Consider the following 22183-nt stretch of genomic DNA (forward strand, 5'->3'; position numbering starts at 1 on the left):
CGGACGCGTCCGGGTGCCGTAAAGGCTCAGGCGAGGGGCTGCCCGTGGCCCAGCGCGCGGAGCGCCGCACCGGCCGCCACGGACACCACCGCGATGCCGACGCCGACCCACACGACGGGCCACACCGGGAACGCGATGCCGATCGACGCGACGATCGCCGCGATCACCAGACCGACGTTCGTGACCCAGCCGGCCATGGTGCGGCCGTGGTTGTGCGGGGCGACATCGGGAAGGTCCTGCGGCTCGAGGTGCACGCTCGACATGGCCATCTCCTAGGGGACTCGACGGATGGCGCCAGCATAGCGTCAGCCCGCGGACGCGAGGCGCGACGCGGTGGCGATCGCGCGGATCATCGCGGCGGCCTTGTGCCGGGTCTCGGCGGCCTCGGTCTCGGGCACCGAGTCCGCCACGATCCCGGCGCCGGCCTGGACGTGCGCCACGCCGCCCTCGACGAGCGCGGTGCGGATCGCGATCGCCATGTCCATGTTGCCGGCGAAGTCGAAGTAGCCGACGGCGCCGCCGTAGAAGGCGCGCCGGGTCGGCTCGATCTCGTCGATGAGCGCGATCGCCCGCGGCTTGGGCGCGCCGGAGAGCGTCCCCGCCGGGAAGACGGCGGTGAACGCGTCGACCGCGCCCTGGTGCGGCTCGAGCGTGCCGAGCACGGTGGAGCAGATGTGCATGACGTGCGAGTAGCGGTTGACGGCCATGAACTCCGCGACCTCGACCGAGGTGGGCTCGCACACCTTCACCAGGTCGTTGCGCGCGAGGTCCACCAGCATCACGTGCTCGGCGATCTCCTTGGGGTCCGCCAGCAGCTCCTCCTGCAGGCGGCGGTCCTCCTCGACCGTCGTGCCGCGCGGGCGGGATCCGGCGATCGGGAACGTCGAGACACGGCCGTCCTTGACCGTGCACAGGGACTCGGGGCTCGAGCCGACCACCGCGAACTCGCGGCCCTGGTCGTCCTCCAGCTGGAAGTAGTACATGTAGGGGCTCGGGTTGAGCGTGCGCAGCACCCGGTAGATGTCGAGCGGGCTCGCCTCGGTCGCGACGTCGAATCGCTGGGAGGGCACCATCTGGAACACCTCGCCGTCCCGGATCGCCTCCTTCGCGAACTCCACGGCCGCCTCGTACTCCCCCGGCGCGCTGCGCTGGGCGACCTCCGGCTCGGCGGCGTCGGACAGCGTGGAGACCGGACCGGCCGGCGCGGCCTCGAGCTGGTGCTGCATCCGGTCGAGCCGCGCGACCGCGTCGGCGTACGCCTGCTCGATGCCGGACTCCTGCGCGTCCGCGTTGACCGCGTTGGCGATCAGCCACACCGAGCCGTCGCGGTGGTCGAAGGCGGCGATGTCGGTGGCGAGCAGGAGCAGCACGTCCGGCACGTCGATCTCGCGCGGCGCCTTCATGGGCAGCGTCGGCTCCCACTGGCGGATGATGTCCCAGCCGAGCACGCCGACCATGCCGCCGGTCAGCGGCGGCAGGCCCTCGATCGGCTCGGACGCGAGCTCGGCGAGCGCCGCGCGGATCACGGACAGCGGCGCGCCGTCCGCGAGCCCCACCGGCACGTCGCCCGACCACCGCGCATCGTCGCCGTCGACCGTCAGCATCGCCCGCGAGCGGACGCCGACGAAGGAGAAGCGCGCGCGGGTGCCGTCGGGCTCCGCGCTCTCGAGGATGAACGTGCCGGGGCGCTCCTCGGCCAGCGCGCGGTACACCGCGACCGGGGTGAGCGAGTCGGCGAGGACGCGCCGCACCACCGGCACCACCCGGTGGGTCGCGCCGTAGCCGACGAATCCCTCGAGGTCGGGCCAGGTCTGACCCCACTCGACGGTGACGGCGCTCACGGCGCCACCCCCGCATCGTCCACCACGACGGCGCCCAGGTCTCCGCCGGTCTCGAAGCACGTGCGCGTCCCGGTGTGGCAGGCGGCGCCGACCTGGTCGACCTCGAGCAGGATCGCGTCGCCGTCGCAGTCGAGGCTCGCCCGCACCACCCGCTGGCGGTGGCCCGACGTGTCGCCCTTGCGCCACAGCTCCTGACGGGAGCGGCTCCAGTAGACCGCGCGGCCCGACGTGAGGGTCTCGTGGAGCGCCTCGTCGTTCATCCACGCCACCATCAGCACCTCGCGCGTGTCATGCTGCTGGACCACCGCGCAGACGAGTCCGGCGGCGTCGCGCTTGAGGCGGGAGGCGATCGAGGGGTCGAGAGGCATGCCGCATATCCTTCCACGTCGCCACCCGGACGGTACGCACGGAACCCGGCGCGACACGCCGGGTTCGGGGCCGCGATCCGGCCCGACACGCCGACCATCCGGGACCGGTTCCGTGCGGAGTGTCCAGGGACCGGGCGAGGTCCAGGCGGACGACGCCCGGGATCAGTCGCGCGTCTGGGCCACCCACGCCTCGTGCAGGCGGGAGTAGATCCCGCCCGCGCCCACCAGCTCGGAGTGCGGGCCCACCTCGACGAGCTCGCCCTGCTCCATCACGGCGACCAGGTCCGCCCGCTCGGCGGTCGAGAGCCGGTGCGCGATGACCACCGCTGTGCGCCCCTGCATCAGCCCCTCGAGAGCACGCGAGATCCGCACCTCCGTCGCCGGGTCGACCGCCGAGGTGGCCTCGTCGAGGATCAGCAGGTCGGGATCGCGCAGGTAGGCGCGAGCGATCGACACAAGCTGACGCTCCCCGGCGGAGAGCAGCTCGCCGCGCGGGCCCACGTGGGTGCGCAGGCCGTTCGGCAGCGTCTTCAGCCAGCCTTCGAGCCCGAGCGACTCGAAGGCCGCCAGCGCGCGGCGCTCGAGATCCTCGCCGGTCACGCCCGGCAGCGCGTACTCGAGGTTCGACAGGATCGACCCGTCGAACAGGAAGCCCTCCTGGGGCACCACGGCCACCGAGCGTCGCAGCGACTCCATCGGGACGTCGCGCAGATCGACGCCGCCCACGCGGACCACGCCCTCGGTCGGGTCGAAGAAGCGGGACATCAGCCGCGCGAGCGTGGTCTTGCCCGAGCCCGTCTGCCCCACCAGCGCCAGCCGGCGCCCCGCCGGCAGGTCCAGGTCGATGCCCTTGAGCACCTCCGGCCCGCCGGGGTACGTGAGCCGCACGCCCTCGATCGAGAGATCTCCGCGACCGTGCGGGATGCGCGTGCCGTCCTCGCCCGGATCCGCGACCGTCACGTCCTGGTCGACCAGCCCGATCACGCGCCGCCACCCGACGATCGCGCGCTGCATCTCCGCGAGCATCTCGATGATCCACATCAGCGGACCGGAGAACATGTAGACGAGGAAGGCGAACGCGACCACCGTGCCGACGGAGAGGTCGCCCCGGAGCGCCAGGTGGGTGCCGCCGATCAGCGCGAGGCCGGTCGCGAGGGACTGCCCCACCACGGTCGACGAGAAGTTCAGCGACGCGAGCAGCGACGCCCGCTTCTCGGCCACGAGGATCGCGTCGACCTCCTCGTTCAGCTGGTCGCGCATGCGCTGCTGGACGCCGTAGGCGCGGATGGTCGACACGCCGACGAGCTGTTCGGACGTCTTGCCGAGCAGGTCGGCGACGCGCGAGCGCACGCCCTGGAAGGCCCGGCGGACGCGCGGCTGGATCCACAGCAGCGACACCACCATCGGGATGAAGGCGAGCAGCACCAGGAGCGACAGCTGCCACGAGTACAGGACCATGACCACGAACACCGTGAAGGACTCGAGCGCGGCGATGATCATCGCGGCGCCGGTCCACTGCATGAGGTCGCGGATGGTCTCGACGTCGCCGGTGACGCGCGACACGTAGCGGCCGCGCTGCTCCTCGTTCTGGGTGAGCACCGAGAGCTCGTGGACCTTGCCGAAGGCACGGATCCTGAGCGTCGCGAGGCCGGCCTCGGACGCGGCGACCATGCGCCGGCGCACCTGCCACGCGAGGATCGCGGAGGCGATCAGCACCACCGAGCCGCCCAGCGCGTACCGCACGACCACGTCGACCGCGACCCCGTCGGGGGCCAGCAGGCCCTGGTCGGTCACGCGCTGCGTCAGGAAGGGCGTCGCCGCCCGGCCCATCGCCGCCATCGCGGCCAGCGCGAGCGTCACCCCGAGGCCCTTGCGGAACTCCGGGCTCAGCTGGAGGCCGCGCCGGAACATCTGGCGCATGCCCATCTGATCGGCGTTCATCCGATGTACCCCGCCTGCTCCTGCGCCTGACGGCGCGAGTCCTCCTCGTACGCGAGCACGAGCTCGCGATAGCCGGGATCGCGCGCCAGCAGCTCCGCGTGGGAGCCCGCGTCGACCACCCGGCCGCGGTCGACGTGGACGATGTGGTCGGCCAGCAGGATCGACGCGAGCCGGTAGGCGATCACGAGCACGGTGGGCCCGTCCTCGCCCGCGAGCCCCGTGAGGATCTCCCGCTCGACGCGAGGATCGACGGCGCTGGTCGCGTCGTCGAGCACCAGCACGCGGGGCTCGCGCACCAGGGCGCGCGCGAGCGCGAGGCGCTGGCGCTGGCCGCCCGACAGGTTCATCCCGCGCTCGGCGAGCTCGGCGTCGAGGCTCGTGCCCCCGTCGGGCGCGCGGAGCCGCTCGACCACGTCGACCACATTGGCGCGGCGCAGGGCCTCCCACACCGCATCGTCCCCGTAGGAGCCGTCGCCGAGCGTGACGTTGTCGCGCACGGTGCCGGCGAACACGAAGGCGGTCTGCGGCACCAGCGCGACATGGTCGCCCACGTCGGTGATCGCTTCGAGGTCGGTGTCGTCGAGCGTGACCTGACCGGTCAGCGGGCGCGCCAGGCGCGCAGCGGCGAGCGCGACGGTCGACTTCCCCGCGCCCGTCGCGCCGACCAGGGCGGTCACGGAGCCGGGCGACAGCTCGAGGGAGACGTCCCGCAGGATGACCGCGAGGTTGCCGTCGCCGTCATCGGCGCCGATGTCGGCCCCGTCGAAGCGCAGCGCGCCGGCTCCCTCGCGGGGGATGTCGAGGTGGCCGGGCTCGTCGACCTCCGTGGCGGCCTGGGCGATCTCGCCCACCCGACGGAACGCGACCAGTGCGGGCGGCATCGCGCCGAGCACCCATCCGAGCCCCCGGATCGGGACCGCCATGAGCGTCACCAGGTAGATGGCTGAGACCACGTTGCCGACCGTGACCGCGCCCGCCTCGGCCCGCACCGCGCCGACGATCATCAGCGCGACGGAGCCGAGCGGCACCACCACGTCCATCATGGGCTCGAACCAGGCAGAGGTCTGACCCACGCGGGTGTCGGCGTCGCGCAGCCCGCGGGTCTCGCGCGCGAACCGCGCGGTCTCGCGCTCCTCGGCGCCCAGCGCCTTGACCACCGTGCCGCCCTCGAAGGATTCGTGCGCGATGGTCGCGACCTCGGCGCGAAGGCTCTGGCCCAGGTCCCAGCGCGGCGTGATGACGCGCTCGTACACCAGGTTGATCGCGAAGATCAGCGGCACCACCGCGATGCCGGTCACCGCCAGCCAGGGGTCCATGCGCCACATCGTGACGCCGGCCGCCACCATCATGACGAAGGACCCGACGGTGAAGGCGAAGGGGTGGAGCGGCCTGGTCGCGGTCTCCGCGTCCGAGGACATCGCGGACAGGATGCGCCCCGACGGGTTGGCGCGGTGCCAGCCCAGCGGCAGGGACGCGATGGCGTCGGCGACGATCCGCCGGTGATGCGCCATGACGCCCGCGACGCCGTAGCCCTGGACCATCCGGCGCACACCGACCAGGACCGCGTTGACGATGCCGATCGCCAGGAAGGTGCTGCCGGCGATCCAGATGGCGTCGGAGGGATCCTGCGTGAGCTCCCCCCACACGCCCTCGATCGGCTCGCCCGCGACGGCGGGGATCACCACCTGATCGGTGATGTCTCCGAGCAGGGTGCCGAACGCGACCGTGAGCAGCCCGAACGCGGCGGCGGCGGCGACAGCGATCGCGAACTGCCAGGGCTGGGTGCGGATGGCGTGGCCGAGCAGCGTGCCAGCCTTGCGCGTGAAGCGGCCGCTGAGTGCGTAGCCGGAGTCGCCCCGGGTCGTCATCTGACCTCGATCCCGGACGCGCGCATCGCGTCCTTGACCTCCTGGATTGACAGGGTGCGGAAGTGGAACACGGAGGCTGCGAGCACGGCGTCGGCACCCGCCTTGGCCGCGTCGATGAAGTGCTGGACGGTCCCTGCGCCCCCCGAGGCGATGAGCGGCACGCCCACCACCTCGCGCACCTGGCCGAGCATGTCGAGGTCGAAGCCGTCGGTGGTGCCGTCCGCGTCCATCGAGTTGAGGAGGATCTCGCCCGCCCCGAGCTCGGCGCCACGGCGCGCCCACTCGACCGCGTCGATCCCCGTGCCCCGACGACCCCCGTGCGTGGTCACCTCGAATCCGGACGGCGTGCTGACGCCGTCGCGCACCCGCCGCGCGTCCACGGACAGCACGAGCACCTGGTTGCCGAATCGCGCCGCGATCTCCGAGATGAGCTCGGGCCGCGCGATGGCGGCCGTGTTGACGCCCACCTTGTCAGCGCCCGCACGCAGGAGCCGGTCGACGTCCTCGGGCGCACGCACGCCACCGCCGACGGTCAGCGGCACGAACACCTGCTCGGCGGTCCGGCGCACGACGTCGTAGGTGGTCTCGCGGTTGCCGGACGATGCGGTGACGTCGAGGAAGGTGACCTCGTCGGCACCCGCGGCGCCGTAGGCCGCGGCCAGCTCGACGGGGTCGCCCGCGTCGCGCAGGTTCTCGAAGTTCACGCCCTTGACGACGCGGCCGGCGTCGACGTCGAGGCAGGGGATCAGACGGACAGCGACACCCATGTCACACCTCCGGGTTCCACACGTCGAGGATGTCCACGACGAAGACGAGCGTGCCCTTGGCGATGTAGCCGTAGGTCGCGGGCACCACCAGCAGCACCTGGGAGCCGGCGGTCTGGTCGAGCAGGCCCTCGTCCCAGCCGCGGATCACCTGCCCCTTGCCGATCTGGAGCTCGAAGGGCGCCATCTCGACGGGCCAGGACGAGTCGAGGACGTCGCCGCGGCTCCACTCGCCCTCGTCGTCCGAGCCGTCCGACCAGTACCAGCCGGTGTAGTTGACCGTGACGTACGAGCCCTCCTGGATCTGCGGACCCGAGCCCAGGATCAGCGTGGACACCACCAGGTCGGTCGGCGGGTCCTCCTCCTCGCCGAGGTCGATCGACGGCTCGCCCGTCAGGGGGTCGAGCGTCACCGCCGGCAGCCCCGCGACGGGTTCGACGTCGACGCCGGTGGCCCGCACCGGGAGCACGTCGACCACCATCGCGATGGGCGGCTCGGTGTCCGAGTCGAAGCTCGGAGGGGCGACCACGAGCACGCGCGCCCCGACCCGGACGTCGAGCAGCGTGTCGTAGAGGGTGTCGCCCACCACCTCGGGCGCGAGCAGGAAGGACCGCGGCAGCCCGTCGTAGGTGTTGATGAGCGGGGTGCCGTCGTCCAGCGAGGCGCCATAGATGTCGAGCAGCAGCGGCTGGCCGTCCTCGAGGAAGTCGCCGTCGCCGTTCCAGACCACCCTGGCCTGCTCCTTGGAGTACTGCTGCCCCGGGACGAACTCGAGCGAGGGCGCGAGCGTGTCCGAGCCACCGATCACGATGTCGTCGATGCTGCCGGCGGCCGTCACGGAGGCGTCGGGGCTCGACCCTGCCGAGCAGGCGGCGAGGCCGAGCGACAGCACGAGCGCGAGCGCGATCGCGGCGAGACGAGGCATGGGTGGGATTCCTTTCGGGACCGCAGAAGTCTACGGCCCCTCAAACCGTTTCGAGAAGGTCGATCAGCGCGTCGACACGCGCGTCCTCGCTCCTGAACGGGTCCTTGAGGAGGACGGTCGTGCCGGAGCTCCCGGCGATCTTCAGATGCACCCAGTCGACGGTGAAGTCGCGGCCCGACGCGAGCGCCTTCTCGACGAACTCGCCCCGCAGCCGGGCCCTGGTGGTCTGCGGCGCGCGCGTCTTCGCCGCCTCGATCGCCTCCTCGGGGACGATGCGGCGCACCAGCCCCTGGTCCTGGAGCCGGTAGAAGAGGCCGCGCTGGGGAGAGACGTCGTGGAACGCGAGCTCCAGGCGCGCGAGGCGCGCGTCGTCGAGCGCGCATCCGAGCCGGTCCCGGTACCGCATGACGAGGCGGTGCTTGATGGCCCAGTCCAGCTCGGTGGCCACCAGCGAGAAGTCCTGGGTCCGCACCGCATCGATGCCGCGTTGCCACAGGTCGAGGATCTGGTCGACCTCGTCCGTGCGCTCGATGAGCCCGCCCACATGCGCGCGCACCGCGTCGAGGTAGGTCTGCTGCACCTGGACCGCCGTCAGCCGCCGCCCGTCCGCGAGCTCGACGGTCGCGCGGCCCGTCAGGTCGTGCGCCACGTCGCGGATCGCCTGCATCTCTCGGGCGAGGGTCAGCTCGGGCAGCGGGACGCGCGCCTCCATGAGGCGCAGGATCAGGTCGGTCGACCCCACCTTGAGGAGCGCGGTCGGCTCCGCCATGGTCGAGTCGCCGACGATCACGTGCATGCGCCGGTACAGCTCGGCGTTCGCGTGCGGCTCGTCGCGGGTGTTGATCATCGGTCGCGACCGCGTGGTCGCCGAGCTCATGCCCTCCCACATGTGGTCGGCGCGCGGCGAGAAGCTGTAGTGAGCGCCGGAGGGCGTGCGGGTGATGGTGCCGGCGCCGGTGACGATCTGGCGGGTGACCAGGAACGGCAGCAGCGCGGACGCGAACGCCTTGAAGTCGGCGCGCCGGCGGACCAGGTAGTTCTCGTGGCAGCCGTAGCTGTTGCCGGCCGAGTCCGTGTTGTTCTTGTAGAGATGGATGGTGCCGTCGACCCCCGCGGCTCGCAGCCGCTCCTCGCCGCCCGCGATCAGGTCGTGGACGATCCGCTCGCCGGCCTTGTCGAGCGCGATCAGGTCGGTCAGCGTGTCGCACTCCGCCGTCGCGTACTCGGGATGCGCACCCACGTCGATGTAGAGCCGGGACGCGTTGGGCAGGAACACGTTCGAGCTGCGCCCCCACTGCACCACCGAGTGGAACAGGTGCCCGGCGACCTCCTCGGGCGTGACGGGACGGCCCGCGCCCGTGTCGAGGTGCAGGCCGAACTCGGTCTCGAGGCCGAAGATGCGACGGGCGGGATCGACGTCGAGCGGCGGCGGGATCTCGTTGAGGATCATGAGCGAGGCGCCGGGCCTACTCGCCGCCCTTCTGGACGAATGAGCGCACGAACTGCTCGGCGTTCACCTGCAACGAGCCGTCGATCTCGTCGAGCAGGTCGTCGATGGCGTCCGTGGTGGCGGCCGCCGCGGGCGCGGGCAGGGGCTCCGGCGCCTCGTCGTCCTCGTAGGGCTGTCCTTGCGCGTTGATCTGGGCCATGCGTCGAGTCTATCCGCGCGCGCGGACCGCGTCGCCGTCCACCGGGGTGGCGTCCGGCACCCTTGTGGCGGGACGATGCGCGGCGCCGTCAGGCGCCCGGCTCACCCGCCAGCAGGGGCTCGAGCAGCGGGTGCGTGGTGCGCAGCGGCTCGTCCAGGTGGATCACCTCGAGGTGGCCGTGGTCGGTCTCGCGGTCGAGCACCACGGTCGACCATCCCGCCGCGTCCACCAGGTCGGGGCGACCCGCGACCACGCCGCCCCTGAGCCGCGCCCGCGTGTCCTGCGGGGCCGTCGCGACGGCGGCCGCGACCTCGGCCTCGGTGCCGATCCGCTCGACCGCGCCGGCGGCCGCGAGCCGCGTCGCCAGGCCGTCGCCCAGGCGGCTCCACTGCAGGTCGAGCGCCGCGAGCCGCGCGTCGTCCCACCGCAGCCCCTCGGGGGCCTCCGGCGTCGCGTGCTTGGCGCGCATGCGCCCGAGCAGCTGGAGCTTCGCGACCCATTCGACCTCGCGCGCGGCCGACCAGACGTCGGTGGCCAGCCTCTCGAGCACCTGCTCCCACCGCGCGATCACGGCCGCCTCCTCGGCGTCGGTCGCATAGGAGCGGCAGATCTCGAGCAGGGCACGCTGGATCTCGAGCGCGGACGCGTCGTCCCCGTCGGCGAGTTCGAGCCGCGCGCGCAGCGAGAGGTCGCGGGACACCTGCTGGACCGCCTCGACCGGGGTCGCGAGCTCGAGCACGTCCAGGCGCTCGTCCTCCGCCTCGATCGCGGCGAGCACCAGCGCGGTGGTGCCCACCTTGAGATACGTGGCGACGTCGAACAGGTTCGCGTCGCCCAGGATCACGTGCAGGCGGCGGTACAGGGACCGGGTGGCGTGCGGCTCGTCGCGGGTGTTGACGATCGGTCGTCGCAGGGTGGTCTCCAGGCCGACCTCGGCCTCGATGTAGTCAGCACGCTGACTGATCTGGAATCCCGCGTCCTCGCCGAACTGCCCGAGGCCGACCCGTCCGGCACCGGTGAACACCTGGCGCGTGACCAGGTGCGGCGTCAGGCGCCTCGCGAGCAGCTCGAAGTCCGTCGCGCGACCGACCAGGAAGTTCTCGTGGGTGCCGTAGCTCGCGCCCTTGCCGTCGACGTTGTTCTTGTACAGCTCGAGCCGCTCGCGGTTGTCCTCGACGTAGCGGGCGGCGGCCGCGAGGGCGATCGCGTCGCCCGCCCGGTCCCAGATCACCGCGTCGCGCGCGTTCGTGACCTCGGGGCCCGAGTACTCGGGATGCGCGTGGTCGACGTAGAAGCGGGCGCCGTTGCTCAGCACCGCGTTGAGGTGCGCCGGGTCCTCCCAGGAGCCTCGGCGACGCCTCAGCGTCACCGTGCCCGCGTCCGGGTCGAACTCGGGCGAATCCGTGAGCAGGTCCGCGCTCGCGCCGGCGCGCGACCGACGGAAGCCGCGGAGGTCCTGCAGCGGGTCCTCGCCGCCGTAGTCCCACCGTGTGGTCGCCTCGCCCGCCCGCTCGCGGCAGGCCGCGACCAGCCGCGAGGACAGCAGGATGGGATTGGCGCGCGGCTCGTCGGGGTCGACGATGCCGTACTCGGTCTCGATCCCGACCACCCGCATCGTCAACCGCCCAGCGACTTCATCTCGACCGCGCGAGCCTCCGCGAGCTCCTGATCCGCGGCCATCGCCAGGTGCGTGCGCGTGAGGCCGCGGGCCTCGCCCGCGACCACGCCCTTGATCGCGGCGGTCTTCGCGCGGTCGACCACGTTGCGGACCACCGCGCCGGAGACGTGACGATGCGCATCGTCGTGGGCGAAGATCCGGTCGGTCGCCGCCTGGATGAGGGCCTGCGCGGTCGCGCCCGCGTCCCCGCCGTGGGCGTCGAGCTCGGCCTGCGCGAGCGGGAGGTCGGCCGTGAGGTACTTGCCGAAGATGTCCGCCGTCGCCGCCCGCGAGGGTCGCGAGATCTCGATCTTCACGTCGAGGCGGCCGGGGCGCAGGATCGCGGGGTCGATCATGTCCTCGCGGTTCGAGGCACCGATCACGATCACGTTGCCCAGCGCCTCCACGCCGTCGAGCTCCGTGAGGAGCTGCGGCACGATCGTGGTCTCCATGTCCGAACTCACGCCCGAGCCGCGGGCGCGGAACAACGCGTCCATCTCGTCGAAGAACACCACGACGGGGGCGCCCGAGTGCGCCTTCGCGCGGGCGCGCTCGAAGATGGTGCGGATGTACCGCTCCGTCTCGCCCACGTACTTGTTGAGCAGCTCGGGGCCCTTGACGCTCAGGAAGTAGGAGCGGTCCGCGCCCACCGCGTCGGCGAGCGAGTGCGCCACCGCCTTGGCGATGAGCGTCTTTCCGCAGCCGGGCGGGCCGTACAGCAGCAGGCCGCGCGGCGGACGCAGGGCATGCTCGCGGTACAGCTCCGGGTGGGTGAGGGGCAGCTCGATCGCGTCCCGGATGCGCTCGATCTGCGGCGTGAGGCCGCCGATCGAGGCGTAGTCGATGTCCGGCACCTCCTCGAGCAGCAGGGCCTCGACGCCGGAGCGCTCGATCTTCTCGGAGGCGAATCCGGTGCGGGGATCGATGATGACGGTGTCGCCCTCGTGGACGCGGCGGTGCGCGTCGCCGCCGATCAGCACCACGACGCGCTCGTCCTCGCCGCGGGCGACCACCAGGATCCGATCGTCGTCGAGCACCTCGCGCACGATCGCGGCCTGGCCCGAGCGCTCGGGCGTGGCCACGTCGACCACGACGTTCATGGCGTTGAGCAGGATCTCGTCGCCGGGCTTGAGATCCGCCTCGAGCGTCGGCAGCACCGCGACGCGGAGGCGCCGGCCGGAGGCGACCACATCCGCGTTGCGCCCGGCGCGCTCGACGAAGGTCGCGAAGGTCTGCGGCGGCTGCGACGCCTCCGCGAGCTTCTCCCTCATCTCTCCCAGCTGGTCCCGTGCGACCGTCAGCAGGCGCTGCAGCTCCGCGTTCTGGCGCTCGAGCCGCGCGATCAGGTCCTGTGCCTCAGCCACCATCACTCCTCCCCCGCATCGTCCGCCGCGCCGTCGGCTGCGTGGTGCAGCGCGGCCGCCGCCTCGACCGTCGCGACCGCGTCGCGACGGACCTTGCGCACCTTCTTGTCGCTCACCGGACGCTCCCCCAGGTCCTCGGGCTCCCATTCGCCGTCGACCGGGTAGGCGCCCTTGGCGGGACGGCGGGTGCGCCGAGGCGCGTCGACGCCCGGCGCCATGCGGCGCGTGGTGAGCAGGAATCCGGTGTGCCCCACCATGCGGTGGTCGGGACGCACGGCGAGCCCCTCGAGATGCCACGTCCGCAGCATCGTCTCCCACGCGCGGGGCTCGGTGAAGCCGCCGTGCTCGCGCAGGTCCTCCGCCAGACGCGAGAGCTGCGTGGTGGTGGCCACGTACGCGAGCAGGACGCCGCCCGGGGCCAGCGCCGCCGCCGCCGCCTCGAGGTTCTCCCACGGGGCCAGCATGTCGAGGACGATGCGGTCGACCGTGCCGGGCTCGAAGGCGTCGCCGACGCGGTCGGCGAAGTCGCCGATCTCGAGGCGCCACGCGGGGTGCGGGCCGCCGAAGTGCGACTCGACGTTCGCGCGGGCGATGTCCGCGAAGTCCTCGCGGCGCTCGATCGACACCAGCCGGCCCCCGTCGCCCACCGCGCGCAGCAGCGACATGGTCAGCCCGCCGGACCCGACGCCCGCCTCCACGACGCGCGCGCCCGGGTAGATGTCTGCCATCTGGATGATCTGGCCGGCATCCTTCGGGTACACGACGGCGGCGCCGCGCGGCATGGAGAGCACGAAGTCGCTGAGCAGCGGACGCAGGACCAGGTAGTCGAAGCCGGCGGTGTTCGTCACCACGGTGCCCTCGGGGCGACCGATGACGTCGTCGTGGTGGAACATCCCGCGGTGGGTGTGGAACTGCTTGCCCGGCGTGAGGACGATCGTGTGGTGGCGGCCCTTGACGTCGGTCAGCTGGACGCGGTCCCCCGCGCGCAGCGGGCCCCTGCGCTCGGACGCGCCGGCGGGCTCGGAAGGATGGGTCATGCCGCAAGTCTAGGGCGCCGCCGTGGGCCACCCGGAGCCGGGGCGGCCCTACTGGAGGGCGCGCACGACGTCGTCGAGCAGCGCCACGCCGACCGGCCCGTCCGGTCCCATGACGGCCACCGCGTCGGTCTTGCCCACCCAGGGCACGACGGCCTCGACCAGGCCCTCGCCGACGGCGTCGGCGGGGATCACGGCGCCTCTCACCAGCGGCATCGTCACGGACATGAGCGACGTGGTGGGCCGGGCCTCCGGCGGCACCTCGTCCGTCAGGGCGACCGGGAAGTGGCCCGCGGGCTGGCCGTCGGCGGCCAGCACCACCACCTCGGCCGCGCCGGCCGCGTGGGCCGACGCGCGCGCCTCCTCCACGGTGGCGTCGTAGGGCACCCCGACCGCGGTGCGCGACACCGCGACGGCGGTGACCCGCTCGCGACGCGCGAGGACGCTCGCCGCCCGCAGCTCGGCGGACGCGGCCGGCCAGATCACCGAGAACAGGAAGACCGCCCAGATGACGGCGACCAGGTCGGGCGACGAGCCGAGGAGGAGCGGGATGCCGAGGGCCGCGAGGACCGTCGCGATCGCGACGATGCGACCGCCCTGGGCCGCCCATCGGTGCCCCTTCCAGCGGTCCCCGGACACGCCCCACACGATGGCGTTCACCACCCGGCCGCCGTCGAGCGGCGTGCCCGGCAGCGCGTTGAAGCCCGCGAGGAAGAAGTTGAGCAGCGCGATGTACCGGGTGACCGCGCCGGGCAGCCCGTCGAGCGTTCCCGCGAGCGCCATCGCCACCGCGCCGATCACGGCGTTGGCGAGCGGCCCCGAGGCCGCGATCACGCCGATCTCCACCGGGCGCGGGTCGGAGGCGCGGAACTGGGTGTGGCCGCCGAAGAAGGTGAGGACGATCTCATGCACCTCGCGCTTGAAGCCGCGAGCGGCCACCGCGTGGGCGAACTCGTGCAGGAAGATCGAGACGAACAGCGCGACGGCGACCACGAGCCCGAGGATCGCGCCGTCGCTGCTGAACCCGTCTGACGAGTACGCGGTGCCGTAGAGGGCCGCGAGCACCACCGCCATGATCAGGGTCGACGGCGCGAGCACGACGCGCGCGCCCAGCACGCGGCCGAGAGGGATGCCACGGGTCCGGGGAGAGGCCATGGCTCAACCGTAGACGGTCGCGACGCGCCGCCCGCCGCACGGGCGGCCCGGTGTCGGAGGCCCCGCCTAGGGTGGTGCCATGCCTCGTCCTCCCGCACTGTCCCCGTCCCGCGCGGGCGACTTCCAGCAGTGCCCGCTGCTGTTCAGGTACCGGACGGTGGACCGGCTCCCCGAGCCGCCGTCCGCAGCCGCGACGCTCGGCACGCTGGTGCACGCGGTCCTCGAACGGCTCTACGACCTGCCGGCGCCTGACCGCACCGTCGAGGCGGCGCAGGAGCGGCTGGAGCCCGAGTGGCGGCGCATGCGCGACAAACGGCCCGAGCTCGCGTCGCTCCATGACGACGAGGCCGCGGAGTCGGCCTGGCTCGCGGACGGCCGCCAGCGCCTCGCCACCTACTTCGACCTCGAGAACCCGCAGCGCCTCGAGCCGGCGGGGCGGGAGGAGTTCGTCGAGGTCCAGCTCGAGGACGGCCCGCTGCTGCGGGGCATCGTCGATCGCATCGACATCGCGCCCGACGGGTCCATCCGGATCGTCGACTACAAGACCGGCAAGACGCCCGACCCGCGCTACGGAGCCAAGAAGGAGCGGTTCCAGATGCGCTTCTACGCGCTCGTCATCGAGCGGATCCGGCAGCGCCGCCCCGCACTCCTCCAGCTGCTGTTCCTCAAGGACGGCGGCCGGCTCGAGATCCGGCCCACCGGTGACGACATCGCCCAGGTGGAGCACGAGATCCGCGAGGTGTGGGCGGAGATCACCGCGGCCGCCGCCGCGGGCCGCTTCCGCACGCGCAAGGGTCCGCTGTGCGGATGGTGCAGCTTCCAGGACCGCTGTCCCGAGTTCGGCGGCGTCGAGCCCGCGCTCGACCCGGACGCCGTCGAACGCGCGCTCGGCGTGCGTCCTGCCGGCGCCTGACCCGGCCGCTCCGTCAGGCGAGTCCGCCGGCGGCTCGCTCCCGCAGCCGTCCGATGTCGGTGCCGCCGCGCGCGTCGAAGACGTCCCCGAAGCCCAGCGCCTCGAGCGACGCGAGCGCGCGTCCGACCGCGGCGGGATCCGCACCGTCGAGCCACTTCGCGTTCGCGTCCGCGGCGGCGCGCCGGGGAGCCCCCGGCTGCGACATGAGCGACGCCACGCCCCGGGCCTCGTGGGCGAGCTCGCGCGAGGCGGGCCGGGGGAAGCCGAAGTGCTCCAGCAGGTCGCCGACCACGGCGGGGTCGGCGACCGCGTCCTCGTAGCCGAAGAGGAACGGCGAGCCCGGCGTGAGCGTCCGCAGCAGCACCCTGTTGTCGATCGCCCACAGGAGCACGCCGCGTTCGAGCGGGGTGCGCGCGTCCGCGACCAGCGCCGGCAGCTCCGGGGCATGCGCGTCGACGAGGTCGGCATCCGCGACGATCAGGTCGAGCTTGCGGTCGCTCCACGCGAGCGCCGACCGGCTCCCGACCTGCGCGAACGGGTGACGGACCACCACCGCGATCGGGACCTCGGGGAAGCGCGCCTGAAGCCATCCGGCCCACAGGTGGGTGTGGACCTCCTTGACCACCCGACCGCGGTAGCGGTGCAGGTACGGGGCGGGGTTGCACTGCTCGGTCCAGTGGGCGCGGAAACCGCCCCCGAGCACGTCCGCGACGTGGCGCTCGAGCGCGGGGGCCTCGGCGTCCCGTGGGAGGTAGCCGCGCGGGACCACCTCGCTCGACCGCGGCACGTCGATCGGGTGGAACGGCTCGAACACCGGGCGCGCGGCGGTGAGACGGGTCATCTCCTGCAGGAGCCAGGTGGTGCCGCTGCGTCCGCTCCCGATCAGCAGCCGGGCGTGCTGGGCGCCGCGATCGGGGTCGCGGCCGCCGTGGAGCCGGGCGGCGTCACGTGCGGTGTCCCGGACGTGCGCGAGCGTCGAGCGGGGACCTCGCATCGGATCAGACCTCGTCGCCGAGCTCGTCGATCACGTCGCCCGCGAGCAGACGCGCCAGCGTCCCGGCCGTCATCCCGTCGAGCGACCGCACCCGCGACAGGCCCGGGCGCGCCTCGAGGGGGGCGAGCCGGCGCACGCCGAGGGTGGTCGCGCCGGCCGTGTACGCGGAGCCGACGCCGGACGGCGAGTCCTCGATCGCGACGCAGCGCTCGATCGGGACGCCCAGCCGCTGCGCCGCCGTGAGGTACGCCTCCGGATGGGGCTTGCCGTGGGTCACCTGGTCGCCGGTGACCACCACCGCGAAGGCGTCGGGCACCCGCGACACCACGGCATCGGCCAGGCGCGAGTAGGACATCGTCACCAGGGCGCACGGGATGCCCGCGGCGACCACGGAGTCGAGCAGCGCCCGCGCATCGTCCATCCAGGGCGTCTCGCGCCGCACCTGCGCCGTCACGCGCTCGATGAGGAAGTCGATGATGTCCTCGGGGTCCAGATCGACCCCGCGCTCCCGGAACAGCTCTGCCGAGTACAGCAGCGGCTTGCCGACCAGGGTCAGCCCGTCCTCGTGCGTCCACTCGACGCCGAAGCTGCGGGTGAGCTCGATCTCGGCCGAGATCCAGTACGGCTCCGAGTCGATCAGGGTGCCGTCCATGTCCCACAGGACCGCGGCAGGGAGAGTCGCCTTCTCATTCATATGGGGCGAGTCTAGGCTGGCGCAATGAGCCCCGACAGCGACCCCGTCTCCCTGGCCGCCGACCAGTCCGTGATGATCGCGGCCTTCGAGGGCTGGAACGACGCCGGCTCCGCCGCATCGTCCGCGCTCGACCACCTGGCCCGCGCGTGGGAGGCCCGCGAGTACGCGACTCTCGACCCGGAGGAGTACCACGACTTCCAGGTGAGCCGGCCCTCGATCCAGACCCTGCCGGGCGGGGAGCGCGTGGTCTCGTGGCCGGGAACGGTGCTGTCGACCGCGAACGGGCCGTGGGTGGGCGACCGCGAGGTGGTGGTCGTGCGCGGCATCGAGCCCTCGATGCGCTGGCGCACCTTCTGCCGGGAGATCCTCGACTACGCGGAGGACCTCGAGGTCTCGACCCTCATCACCTGCGGCGCGCTGCTGGTCGACGCGCCGCACACGCGACCGCTGCCGACCTTCGTCACCAGCGAGGACGCGGCCGCGCGCCAGGCGTTCGACCTCGAGCGGTCCGACTACGAGGGACCGACCGGCGTGCTCGGGGTGCTCGGGCACGAGGCGAGCCTGCGCGGCATCACGGTCATCTCGGTCTGGGTCGGGGTGCCGCACTACGTCGCGCACCCGCCGAGCCCGAAGGCGACGGTGTCGATCCTCTCGCAGCTCGAGCGCTTCCTGGGCGAGCCGATCGATCTGGGCGAGATGGTCGACGAGGTCGACGCGTGGCAGCGCGGAGCCGACGAGCTCGCCGAGGAGGACGAGGAGATCGCCGCGCATGTCCAGCAGCTCGAGTCGCTGATGGACGAGACCAGCCTGCCGGAGGCCTCGGGCGACGCGATCGCCGCGGAGTTCGAGAAGTTCCTGCGCCGCCGCGACAGCGGCAACGGCAAGGCCTGAGCCCTCTCCCCCTGCCTCCCCGCGCTTCCGCGCCTCCGCTCGCCACATGCTGTCGGGACACTCAGTCCTCGTTTCCGGCCGATCCAAGCCTTCCCGGGACACTCAGTCCTCGTCGCCCGCGGTGACCTCGCGCCGATGGGGACTGAGTGTCCCGAGACGCCCGACCACGCCTCAGATTGAGGACTGAGTGTCCCGAGACGAGTGGGGTGGTAGAGGGGTTCGCGCGGGGCGGGGCGATGCGGGGGTCAGGTCGCGCTGATGGCTCCCGCCGCGAGCAGGCCCAGGATCGCGCCCGAGGCGCCGATCCGGTACAGCACGAACGGCGTGTAGCTGTGCGTCGAGACCAGCTTGAGGAACCACACGATCACGGCGTACCCGACGCCGAAGGCGACCACCGTCGCGATCGCGGTGTTGACGAAGCCGGGCGACCCGGCGGCCCCCAGCGTGTCCCACTCGGTGTACAGCTCGAAGAAGCCCGAGCCGAGCACCGCCGGGATCGCGAGCAGGAAGGAGATCCTCGCCGCGGCCTCGCGGGTCATGCCGAGCAGCAGGCCCATGGTGATGGTGCCGCCCGACCGCGAGACCCCGGGGATCAGGGCCATGGCCTGGGCGAAGCCCAGCAGGATCGCGTCCTTCACCGTGAGCTCGTCGAGCTGACGCCGCTTCGAGCCGACGCGATCCGCGAACCACAGCACGATCGCGAACAGGGCGAGCACGGCCGCGGTGATGTACAGGTTGCGCAGGCTTGTCTCGATCGCGTCCTTGAAGAGCACGCCGAGGATCACGATCGGGAACGAGCCGAGGATGACGAACCACCCCATCCGCGCGTCGGACGAGTGCGCGCCCATGCGAGCACGCCAGTCGGAGCCGTCACGGCCGAACAGCGCGCGGAACCACGCGGCGACGATCCGGACGATGTCCTTCCAGAAGTACACGAGCACCGCTGCCTCGGTGCCGATCTGGATGATCGCGGTGAACGCCGCGCCCGGGTCGGTGCCGTGCGGAAGGAGCGCGCCGATCACGCGGATGTGCGCGCTCGAGGAGATCGGCAGGAACTCCGTGAGCCCCTGCACCAGTCCGAGGATGACCGCTTCCCACCAACCCATGGCGGCCACCCTACTGCCCGCCGGGACGGCCCCCGCGCGTCGCGCCGAGGCTCGGCGCGACCGGTCCGCTAGCGTCGCTGTCATGCAGCGCGCGAGGATCGGCACCACAGGTCTCGAGGTCTCGCGCCTGGCACTCGGCACCATGACCTGGAGCCGCGACACCGACGACGGTGAGGCGGCGGACCAGCTCGACCTCTTCCTCGACGCCGGCGGCACGCTGATCGACACCGCGGCTTCGTACGCGGACGGCGGGTCGGAGGCGCTGATCGGGCGGCTGCTCACCGCGGCGCACTCGCGCGGCGACGTGCAGATCTGCACCAAGGCGGGGATCCGACGGACCCGCAGCGGCGGCGTGGTCGACGCCTCGCGCGACACGATGCTCGACACCCTCGACGCCTCGCTCGAGCGCCTGGGCACGGACCATGTGGACCTGTGGCTGGTCCACCAGCACGACGCGACCACCCCGATCGACGAGACGCTCCACGCTCTCGAGATCGCGGTCAACAGCGGCCGCGCGCGCTACGTCGGGGTCTCGAACTTCCCCGGGTGGGCGACGGCGCAGATCGCGGCGCTGGCGGGGCGCCGGCCCTCGATCGCCGCGACCGAGATGGAGTACTCCCTGCTGCAGCGCGGCATCGAGCGCGAGGTCGTGCCCGCCACGAAGGCGCTCGGGATGGGGGTCCTCGCCTGGTCCCCGCTGGGCCGCGGGGTGCTGACCGGCAAGTACCGTCACGCGATCCCCGCGGACTCGCGGGCGGCGTCCGAGCACCTCTCGGGATTCGTCGCGCCCTACCTGGACGACCGCGCGGGGTCGATCGTGGAGGCCGTGTCGATCGCGTCCGACGGGCTCGGCGTCCAGCCGCAGGAGGTGGCGCTCGCATGGGTGCTGGCCCGTCCGTTCATCGCGAGCGCGGTGGTCGGTGCCCGCACGGCGGAGCAGCTGACACCGTCGCTCGCCGCGCCCGACCTGCGCCTGGCCTCGGCGATCGCGCAGGCGCTGGACGAGGTCTCGGCGATCGACCTGGGATACCCGGAGCGGCGATGAGCGCGCGGCCTGGTCAGCTCAGCTCGAAGTCGTCCAGGTCGTCGTCCAGCTCGTCCTCGTCCTCCTCGGCGTGGCCGTCGAGCTCCTCGTCGTCCAGCTCCTCGTCGTCGTCCGCGATCATCGGCAGCGTCTCGCCGAGCTCGACGTCGAGCACCGCCTCGTACCGGTCGAAGGCGTCCGCGAGCGCGTCGTACGCCTCGTCGACGGTCGCGTCCTCGTCCCCGCGACGCCCGATCACCGCGGCCAGATGCTCCTCGAAGGCCGCCACCAGCACCCTCAGCGCCTCATGCGCATTGCTGCTCATGGCTATGACGTTACCCGTGGTTGCGATTGAATGGGAGGCACGATGAATCCTGGTCAGCACGTCCCCGCCCACGTGGTGGTCCCGACCCGGGGCACCGCATCCGCCGACAGCCGCTACGAGTGGCGCGTGGTCGACATCGCGCGCGACGTGTCGCGGTCGGAGGCGCGCGCGGTCCTCACCGAGCAGGCGGAGTACGGCCGCTGGGACCTGGTGAGGTCGCAGCTGTTCTACGGTGGCGCGCGCCGGGTGTGGCTGCGCCGCCGGGTGATGAACGTGCGTCGCACCGACGACGCGGCCTGACGCGCGGCCCCGGCGCCGCATCGTCCCCGCCGGGACGATGCGCGTCAGCAGTCGGCGAGGAAGCGCACCATGACATCGGTGCCGAACTCGAGCGAGTCGAGCGGCACGCGCTCGTCGATGCCATGGAAGAGCCCGGGGAAGTCGAGCTCGGGAGGCAGCCGCAGGGGCGCGAAGCCGTAGCCGGCGATCCCGATCGTCGCGAGGTGCTTGTTGTCGGTGCCGCCCATCATCGAGTACGGAAGCACCACGGCGTCCGGGTCGTCCGCCTTGATCGCCGCGATCGCCTTGTGGACCAGCGGCGCGTCGAAGGGCAGCTCGATGGACTGCTCGAGGATGTACGGCTCGACCTTGACGTCGGTGCCGGCGAGCTCCTCGAGCTTGCGCAGGACCTGCTCCTGCTGACCGTGGAGGAAGCGCGAGTCCACGAAGCCGCCGGCGGTGTCGGGGATCACGTTGACCTTGTAGCCCGCGTCCAGCATGGTCGGGTTCGAGGTGTTCCTGAGCGACGCCTCGACCATCCGCCCGACGGCCCCCATGCCGGCGACGATCCGGTCGACCGTCTCAGGGTCCTCGGCGTAGTCGATGCCGAGGATGTCGGCGATGCCGCGCAGCAGGGTCTCGACCGGCGGCGTGATCTCCATGGGCCAGACATGCTGACCGATCCGGTGCATGGCGCCGGCGAGGTGCGCGACGGCGTTGTCCCGGTGCACCAGCGAGCCGTGCCCCTGCACGCCGGTCGCGGCGAGGCGCACCCACTGCATGCCCTTCTCGCCGGTCTGGAACAGGTAGACGCGCCGGTCCCCCACCTGGATCGAGAAGCCGCCGACCTCGGAGACCGCCTCGGTGGCCCCGCGGAAGTCGTCGGGGTGATGCTGCACCATCCACTTCGCGCCCCGGTGGCCGCCATGCTCCTCGTCCGCGAAGAACGCGATGACGATGTCGCGGGCCGGCTTCGCGCCGGCGCGGATCATCCGGCCGATCGCGGCCAGGTACATCGCGTCGACGCCCTTCATGTCGACCGCGCCGCGGCCCCAGATCATGCCGTCCTTGACCTCCGCCGCGAAGGGCTCGACGGTCCAGTCCTCCCGGAACGCCGGCACCACGTCGAGGTGTCCGTGCAGGACCAGCGGCGGACGCGTGCGGTCGGAGCCCTCCCACAGCGCGGTGAGGCTCGCGCGGCCCGGCTCGGACTCGCGAATCACGGGCTCGAGCCCGAGGTCGGACAGGTAGGCGGCGACGTACTCGGCCGCGGCCCTCTCCCCCGGGCCGTCGACGTCACCGTAGTTGGAGGTGTCGATGCGGATGAGGTCTCGTGCGAGGCGCACCACGTCGGACTCGGTCATCCGCCCAGGCTAGCGGCGGCGCGCGGC

22 protein-coding genes are annotated in these 22183 nt (G+C 72.5%); 4 read left to right on the forward strand and 18 right to left on the reverse strand.

All coding sequences use genetic code 11. From position 1 onward, the window contains the following. Positions 1-26 precede the first annotated feature (26 nt). The 13 genes from QQX13_RS10370 to QQX13_RS10430 all read right to left on the reverse strand — a co-directional run bounded on the left by QQX13_RS10370 (position 27) and on the right by QQX13_RS10430 (position 14566). Positions 27-263: an HGxxPAAW family protein gene (locus QQX13_RS10370; RefSeq protein WP_301121528.1), complete on the reverse strand. Its 237-nt coding sequence runs from the start codon at positions 261-263 to the stop codon at positions 27-29. A gap of 42 nt (positions 264-305) precedes the next feature. After that, positions 306-1841: an anthranilate synthase component I gene (locus QQX13_RS10375; protein WP_301121530.1), complete on the reverse strand. Its 1536-nt coding sequence runs from the start codon at positions 1839-1841 to the stop codon at positions 306-308. Further along, entirely contained in the window at positions 1838-2209 is a 372-nt protein-coding gene (gene hisI / locus QQX13_RS10380) for a phosphoribosyl-AMP cyclohydrolase (RefSeq protein ID WP_301121532.1), read from the reverse strand. Before hisI ends, QQX13_RS10375 begins: the two co-directional genes overlap by 4 nt. 162 nt (positions 2210-2371) lie before the next feature. Continuing rightward, positions 2372-4150: an ABC transporter ATP-binding protein gene (locus QQX13_RS10385; RefSeq protein WP_301121534.1), complete on the reverse strand. Its 1779-nt coding sequence runs from the start codon at positions 4148-4150 to the stop codon at positions 2372-2374. Beyond that, positions 4147-6018, reverse strand: a complete 1872-nt coding sequence (locus tag QQX13_RS10390) for an ABC transporter ATP-binding protein (protein ID WP_301121536.1) — start codon at positions 6016-6018, stop codon at positions 4147-4149. Before QQX13_RS10390 ends, QQX13_RS10385 begins: the two co-directional genes overlap by 4 nt. Then, complete coding sequence (gene hisF, locus QQX13_RS10395; RefSeq protein WP_301121538.1) at positions 6015-6785, reverse strand: imidazole glycerol phosphate synthase subunit HisF; 771 nt, start codon at positions 6783-6785, stop codon at positions 6015-6017. The genes QQX13_RS10390 and hisF overlap by 4 nt, the downstream gene beginning before the upstream one ends. Before the next feature lies 1 nt (position 6786). Then, entirely contained in the window at positions 6787-7707 is a 921-nt protein-coding gene (locus QQX13_RS10400; protein WP_301153352.1) for an FKBP-type peptidyl-prolyl cis-trans isomerase, read from the reverse strand. A gap of 40 nt (positions 7708-7747) precedes the next feature. Then, positions 7748-9157, reverse strand: a complete 1410-nt coding sequence (gene pafA, locus QQX13_RS10405) for a Pup--protein ligase (RefSeq protein ID WP_301153353.1) — start codon at positions 9155-9157, stop codon at positions 7748-7750. Positions 9158-9173: 16 nt separating this feature from the next. Beyond that, positions 9174-9356 carry a ubiquitin-like protein Pup gene (locus QQX13_RS10410; protein WP_301121544.1) on the reverse strand — a complete coding sequence of 61 codons (183 nt, stop codon included), beginning with the start codon at positions 9354-9356 and terminating at the stop codon, positions 9174-9176. Positions 9357-9444: 88 nt separating this feature from the next. Further along, positions 9445-10971: a depupylase/deamidase Dop gene (gene dop, locus QQX13_RS10415; protein ID WP_301121547.1), complete on the reverse strand. Its 1527-nt coding sequence runs from the start codon at positions 10969-10971 to the stop codon at positions 9445-9447. 2 nt (positions 10972-10973) lie between these two features. Further along, positions 10974-12377, reverse strand: a complete 1404-nt coding sequence (gene arc / locus QQX13_RS10420; protein ID WP_301153355.1) for a proteasome ATPase — start codon at positions 12375-12377, stop codon at positions 10974-10976. A 2-nt stretch (positions 12378-12379) separates the two neighbouring features. Continuing rightward, positions 12380-13414 carry a tRNA (adenine-N1)-methyltransferase gene (locus QQX13_RS10425; RefSeq protein WP_301153356.1) on the reverse strand — a complete coding sequence of 345 codons (1035 nt, stop codon included), beginning with the start codon at positions 13412-13414 and terminating at the stop codon, positions 12380-12382. A gap of 48 nt (positions 13415-13462) precedes the next feature. Continuing rightward, positions 13463-14566 (reverse strand): site-2 protease family protein, encoded by a 1104-nt coding sequence (locus tag QQX13_RS10430; protein WP_301153358.1) that lies wholly within the window; start codon positions 14564-14566, stop codon positions 13463-13465. Between the two features lie 79 nt (positions 14567-14645). Between QQX13_RS10430 and QQX13_RS10435 the strand changes: the two genes are divergently transcribed. After that, positions 14646-15479 carry a RecB family exonuclease gene (locus tag QQX13_RS10435; protein ID WP_301153360.1) on the forward strand — a complete coding sequence of 278 codons (834 nt, stop codon included), beginning with the start codon at positions 14646-14648 and terminating at the stop codon, positions 15477-15479. 13 nt (positions 15480-15492) lie between these two features. On the opposite strand, the gene QQX13_RS10440 is transcribed toward QQX13_RS10435, so the two are convergent. Next, positions 15493-16473: a hypothetical protein gene (locus QQX13_RS10440; protein WP_301153361.1), complete on the reverse strand. Its 981-nt coding sequence runs from the start codon at positions 16471-16473 to the stop codon at positions 15493-15495. A 4-nt stretch (positions 16474-16477) separates the two neighbouring features. Then, on the reverse strand, positions 16478-17167 hold the full coding sequence (locus tag QQX13_RS10445; RefSeq protein ID WP_301144569.1) for an HAD family hydrolase: 690 nt from the start codon (positions 17165-17167) through the stop codon (positions 16478-16480). A gap of 24 nt (positions 17168-17191) precedes the next feature. On the opposite strand from QQX13_RS10445, the gene QQX13_RS10450 reads away from it, so the two are divergent. Beyond that, positions 17192-18058 carry a PAC2 family protein gene (locus tag QQX13_RS10450; protein WP_301121560.1) on the forward strand — a complete coding sequence of 289 codons (867 nt, stop codon included), beginning with the start codon at positions 17192-17194 and terminating at the stop codon, positions 18056-18058. Between the two features lie 245 nt (positions 18059-18303). On the opposite strand, the gene QQX13_RS10455 is transcribed toward QQX13_RS10450, so the two are convergent. Beyond that, on the reverse strand, positions 18304-19164 hold the full coding sequence (locus tag QQX13_RS10455; RefSeq protein WP_301121562.1) for an undecaprenyl-diphosphate phosphatase: 861 nt from the start codon (positions 19162-19164) through the stop codon (positions 18304-18306). An 82-nt stretch (positions 19165-19246) separates the two neighbouring features. On the opposite strand from QQX13_RS10455, the gene QQX13_RS10460 reads away from it, so the two are divergent. Beyond that, complete coding sequence (locus QQX13_RS10460; RefSeq protein ID WP_301153363.1) at positions 19247-20209, forward strand: aldo/keto reductase; 963 nt, start codon at positions 19247-19249, stop codon at positions 20207-20209. 13 nt (positions 20210-20222) lie between these two features. Here the strand turns inward: QQX13_RS10460 and QQX13_RS10465 are convergent, their stop codons facing one another. After that, positions 20223-20513 (reverse strand): primosomal protein, encoded by a 291-nt coding sequence (locus QQX13_RS10465; RefSeq protein ID WP_301121566.1) that lies wholly within the window; start codon positions 20511-20513, stop codon positions 20223-20225. A 42-nt stretch (positions 20514-20555) separates the two neighbouring features. On the opposite strand from QQX13_RS10465, the gene QQX13_RS10470 reads away from it, so the two are divergent. Continuing rightward, positions 20556-20813 carry a DUF5703 family protein gene (locus QQX13_RS10470; protein ID WP_301121569.1) on the forward strand — a complete coding sequence of 86 codons (258 nt, stop codon included), beginning with the start codon at positions 20556-20558 and terminating at the stop codon, positions 20811-20813. A gap of 44 nt (positions 20814-20857) precedes the next feature. Here the strand turns inward: QQX13_RS10470 and QQX13_RS10475 are convergent, their stop codons facing one another. Further along, positions 20858-22156: a M20/M25/M40 family metallo-hydrolase gene (locus QQX13_RS10475; RefSeq protein WP_301121571.1), complete on the reverse strand. Its 1299-nt coding sequence runs from the start codon at positions 22154-22156 to the stop codon at positions 20858-20860. Positions 22157-22183 lie beyond the last annotated feature (27 nt).

The organism is Demequina lignilytica, from assembly GCF_030418375.1.
Taxonomy (GTDB): domain Bacteria; phylum Actinomycetota; class Actinomycetes; order Actinomycetales; family Demequinaceae; genus Demequina; species Demequina lignilytica.

Coding starts and splice junctions, on each gene's coding strand:
- QQX13_RS10450 (WP_301121560.1), top strand. CDS start 17,192: ATGAGCCCCGACAGCGACCCCGTCTCCCTGGCCGCCGACCAGTCCGTG.
- QQX13_RS10385 (WP_301121534.1), bottom strand. CDS start 4,150: ATGAACGCCGATCAGATGGGCATGCGCCAGATGTTCCGGCGCGGCCTC.
- QQX13_RS10445 (WP_301144569.1), bottom strand. CDS start 17,167: ATGAATGAGAAGGCGACTCTCCCTGCCGCGGTCCTGTGGGACATGGAC.
- pafA (WP_301153353.1), bottom strand. CDS start 9,157: ATGATCCTCAACGAGATCCCGCCGCCGCTCGACGTCGATCCCGCCCGT.
- hisI (WP_301121532.1), bottom strand. CDS start 2,209: ATGCCTCTCGACCCCTCGATCGCCTCCCGCCTCAAGCGCGACGCCGCC.
- QQX13_RS10425 (WP_301153356.1), bottom strand. CDS start 13,414: ATGACCCATCCTTCCGAGCCCGCCGGCGCGTCCGAGCGCAGGGGCCCG.
- QQX13_RS10465 (WP_301121566.1), bottom strand. CDS start 20,513: ATGAGCAGCAATGCGCATGAGGCGCTGAGGGTGCTGGTGGCGGCCTTC.
- QQX13_RS10470 (WP_301121569.1), top strand. CDS start 20,556: ATGAATCCTGGTCAGCACGTCCCCGCCCACGTGGTGGTCCCGACCCGG.
- QQX13_RS10440 (WP_301153361.1), bottom strand. CDS start 16,473: ATGCGAGGTCCCCGCTCGACGCTCGCGCACGTCCGGGACACCGCACGT.
- QQX13_RS10435 (WP_301153360.1), top strand. CDS start 14,646: ATGCCTCGTCCTCCCGCACTGTCCCCGTCCCGCGCGGGCGACTTCCAG.
- dop (WP_301121547.1), bottom strand. CDS start 10,971: ATGCGGGTGGTCGGGATCGAGACCGAGTACGGCATCGTCGACCCCGAC.
- QQX13_RS10400 (WP_301153352.1), bottom strand. CDS start 7,707: ATGCCTCGTCTCGCCGCGATCGCGCTCGCGCTCGTGCTGTCGCTCGGC.
- hisF (WP_301121538.1), bottom strand. CDS start 6,785: ATGGGTGTCGCTGTCCGTCTGATCCCCTGCCTCGACGTCGACGCCGGC.
- QQX13_RS10370 (WP_301121528.1), bottom strand. CDS start 263: ATGTCGAGCGTGCACCTCGAGCCGCAGGACCTTCCCGATGTCGCCCCG.
- QQX13_RS10430 (WP_301153358.1), bottom strand. CDS start 14,566: ATGGCCTCTCCCCGGACCCGTGGCATCCCTCTCGGCCGCGTGCTGGGC.
- QQX13_RS10410 (WP_301121544.1), bottom strand. CDS start 9,356: ATGGCCCAGATCAACGCGCAAGGACAGCCCTACGAGGACGACGAGGCG.
- QQX13_RS10475 (WP_301121571.1), bottom strand. CDS start 22,156: ATGACCGAGTCCGACGTGGTGCGCCTCGCACGAGACCTCATCCGCATC.
- QQX13_RS10460 (WP_301153363.1), top strand. CDS start 19,247: ATGCAGCGCGCGAGGATCGGCACCACAGGTCTCGAGGTCTCGCGCCTG.
- QQX13_RS10455 (WP_301121562.1), bottom strand. CDS start 19,164: ATGGGTTGGTGGGAAGCGGTCATCCTCGGACTGGTGCAGGGGCTCACG.
- QQX13_RS10390 (WP_301121536.1), bottom strand. CDS start 6,018: ATGACGACCCGGGGCGACTCCGGCTACGCACTCAGCGGCCGCTTCACG.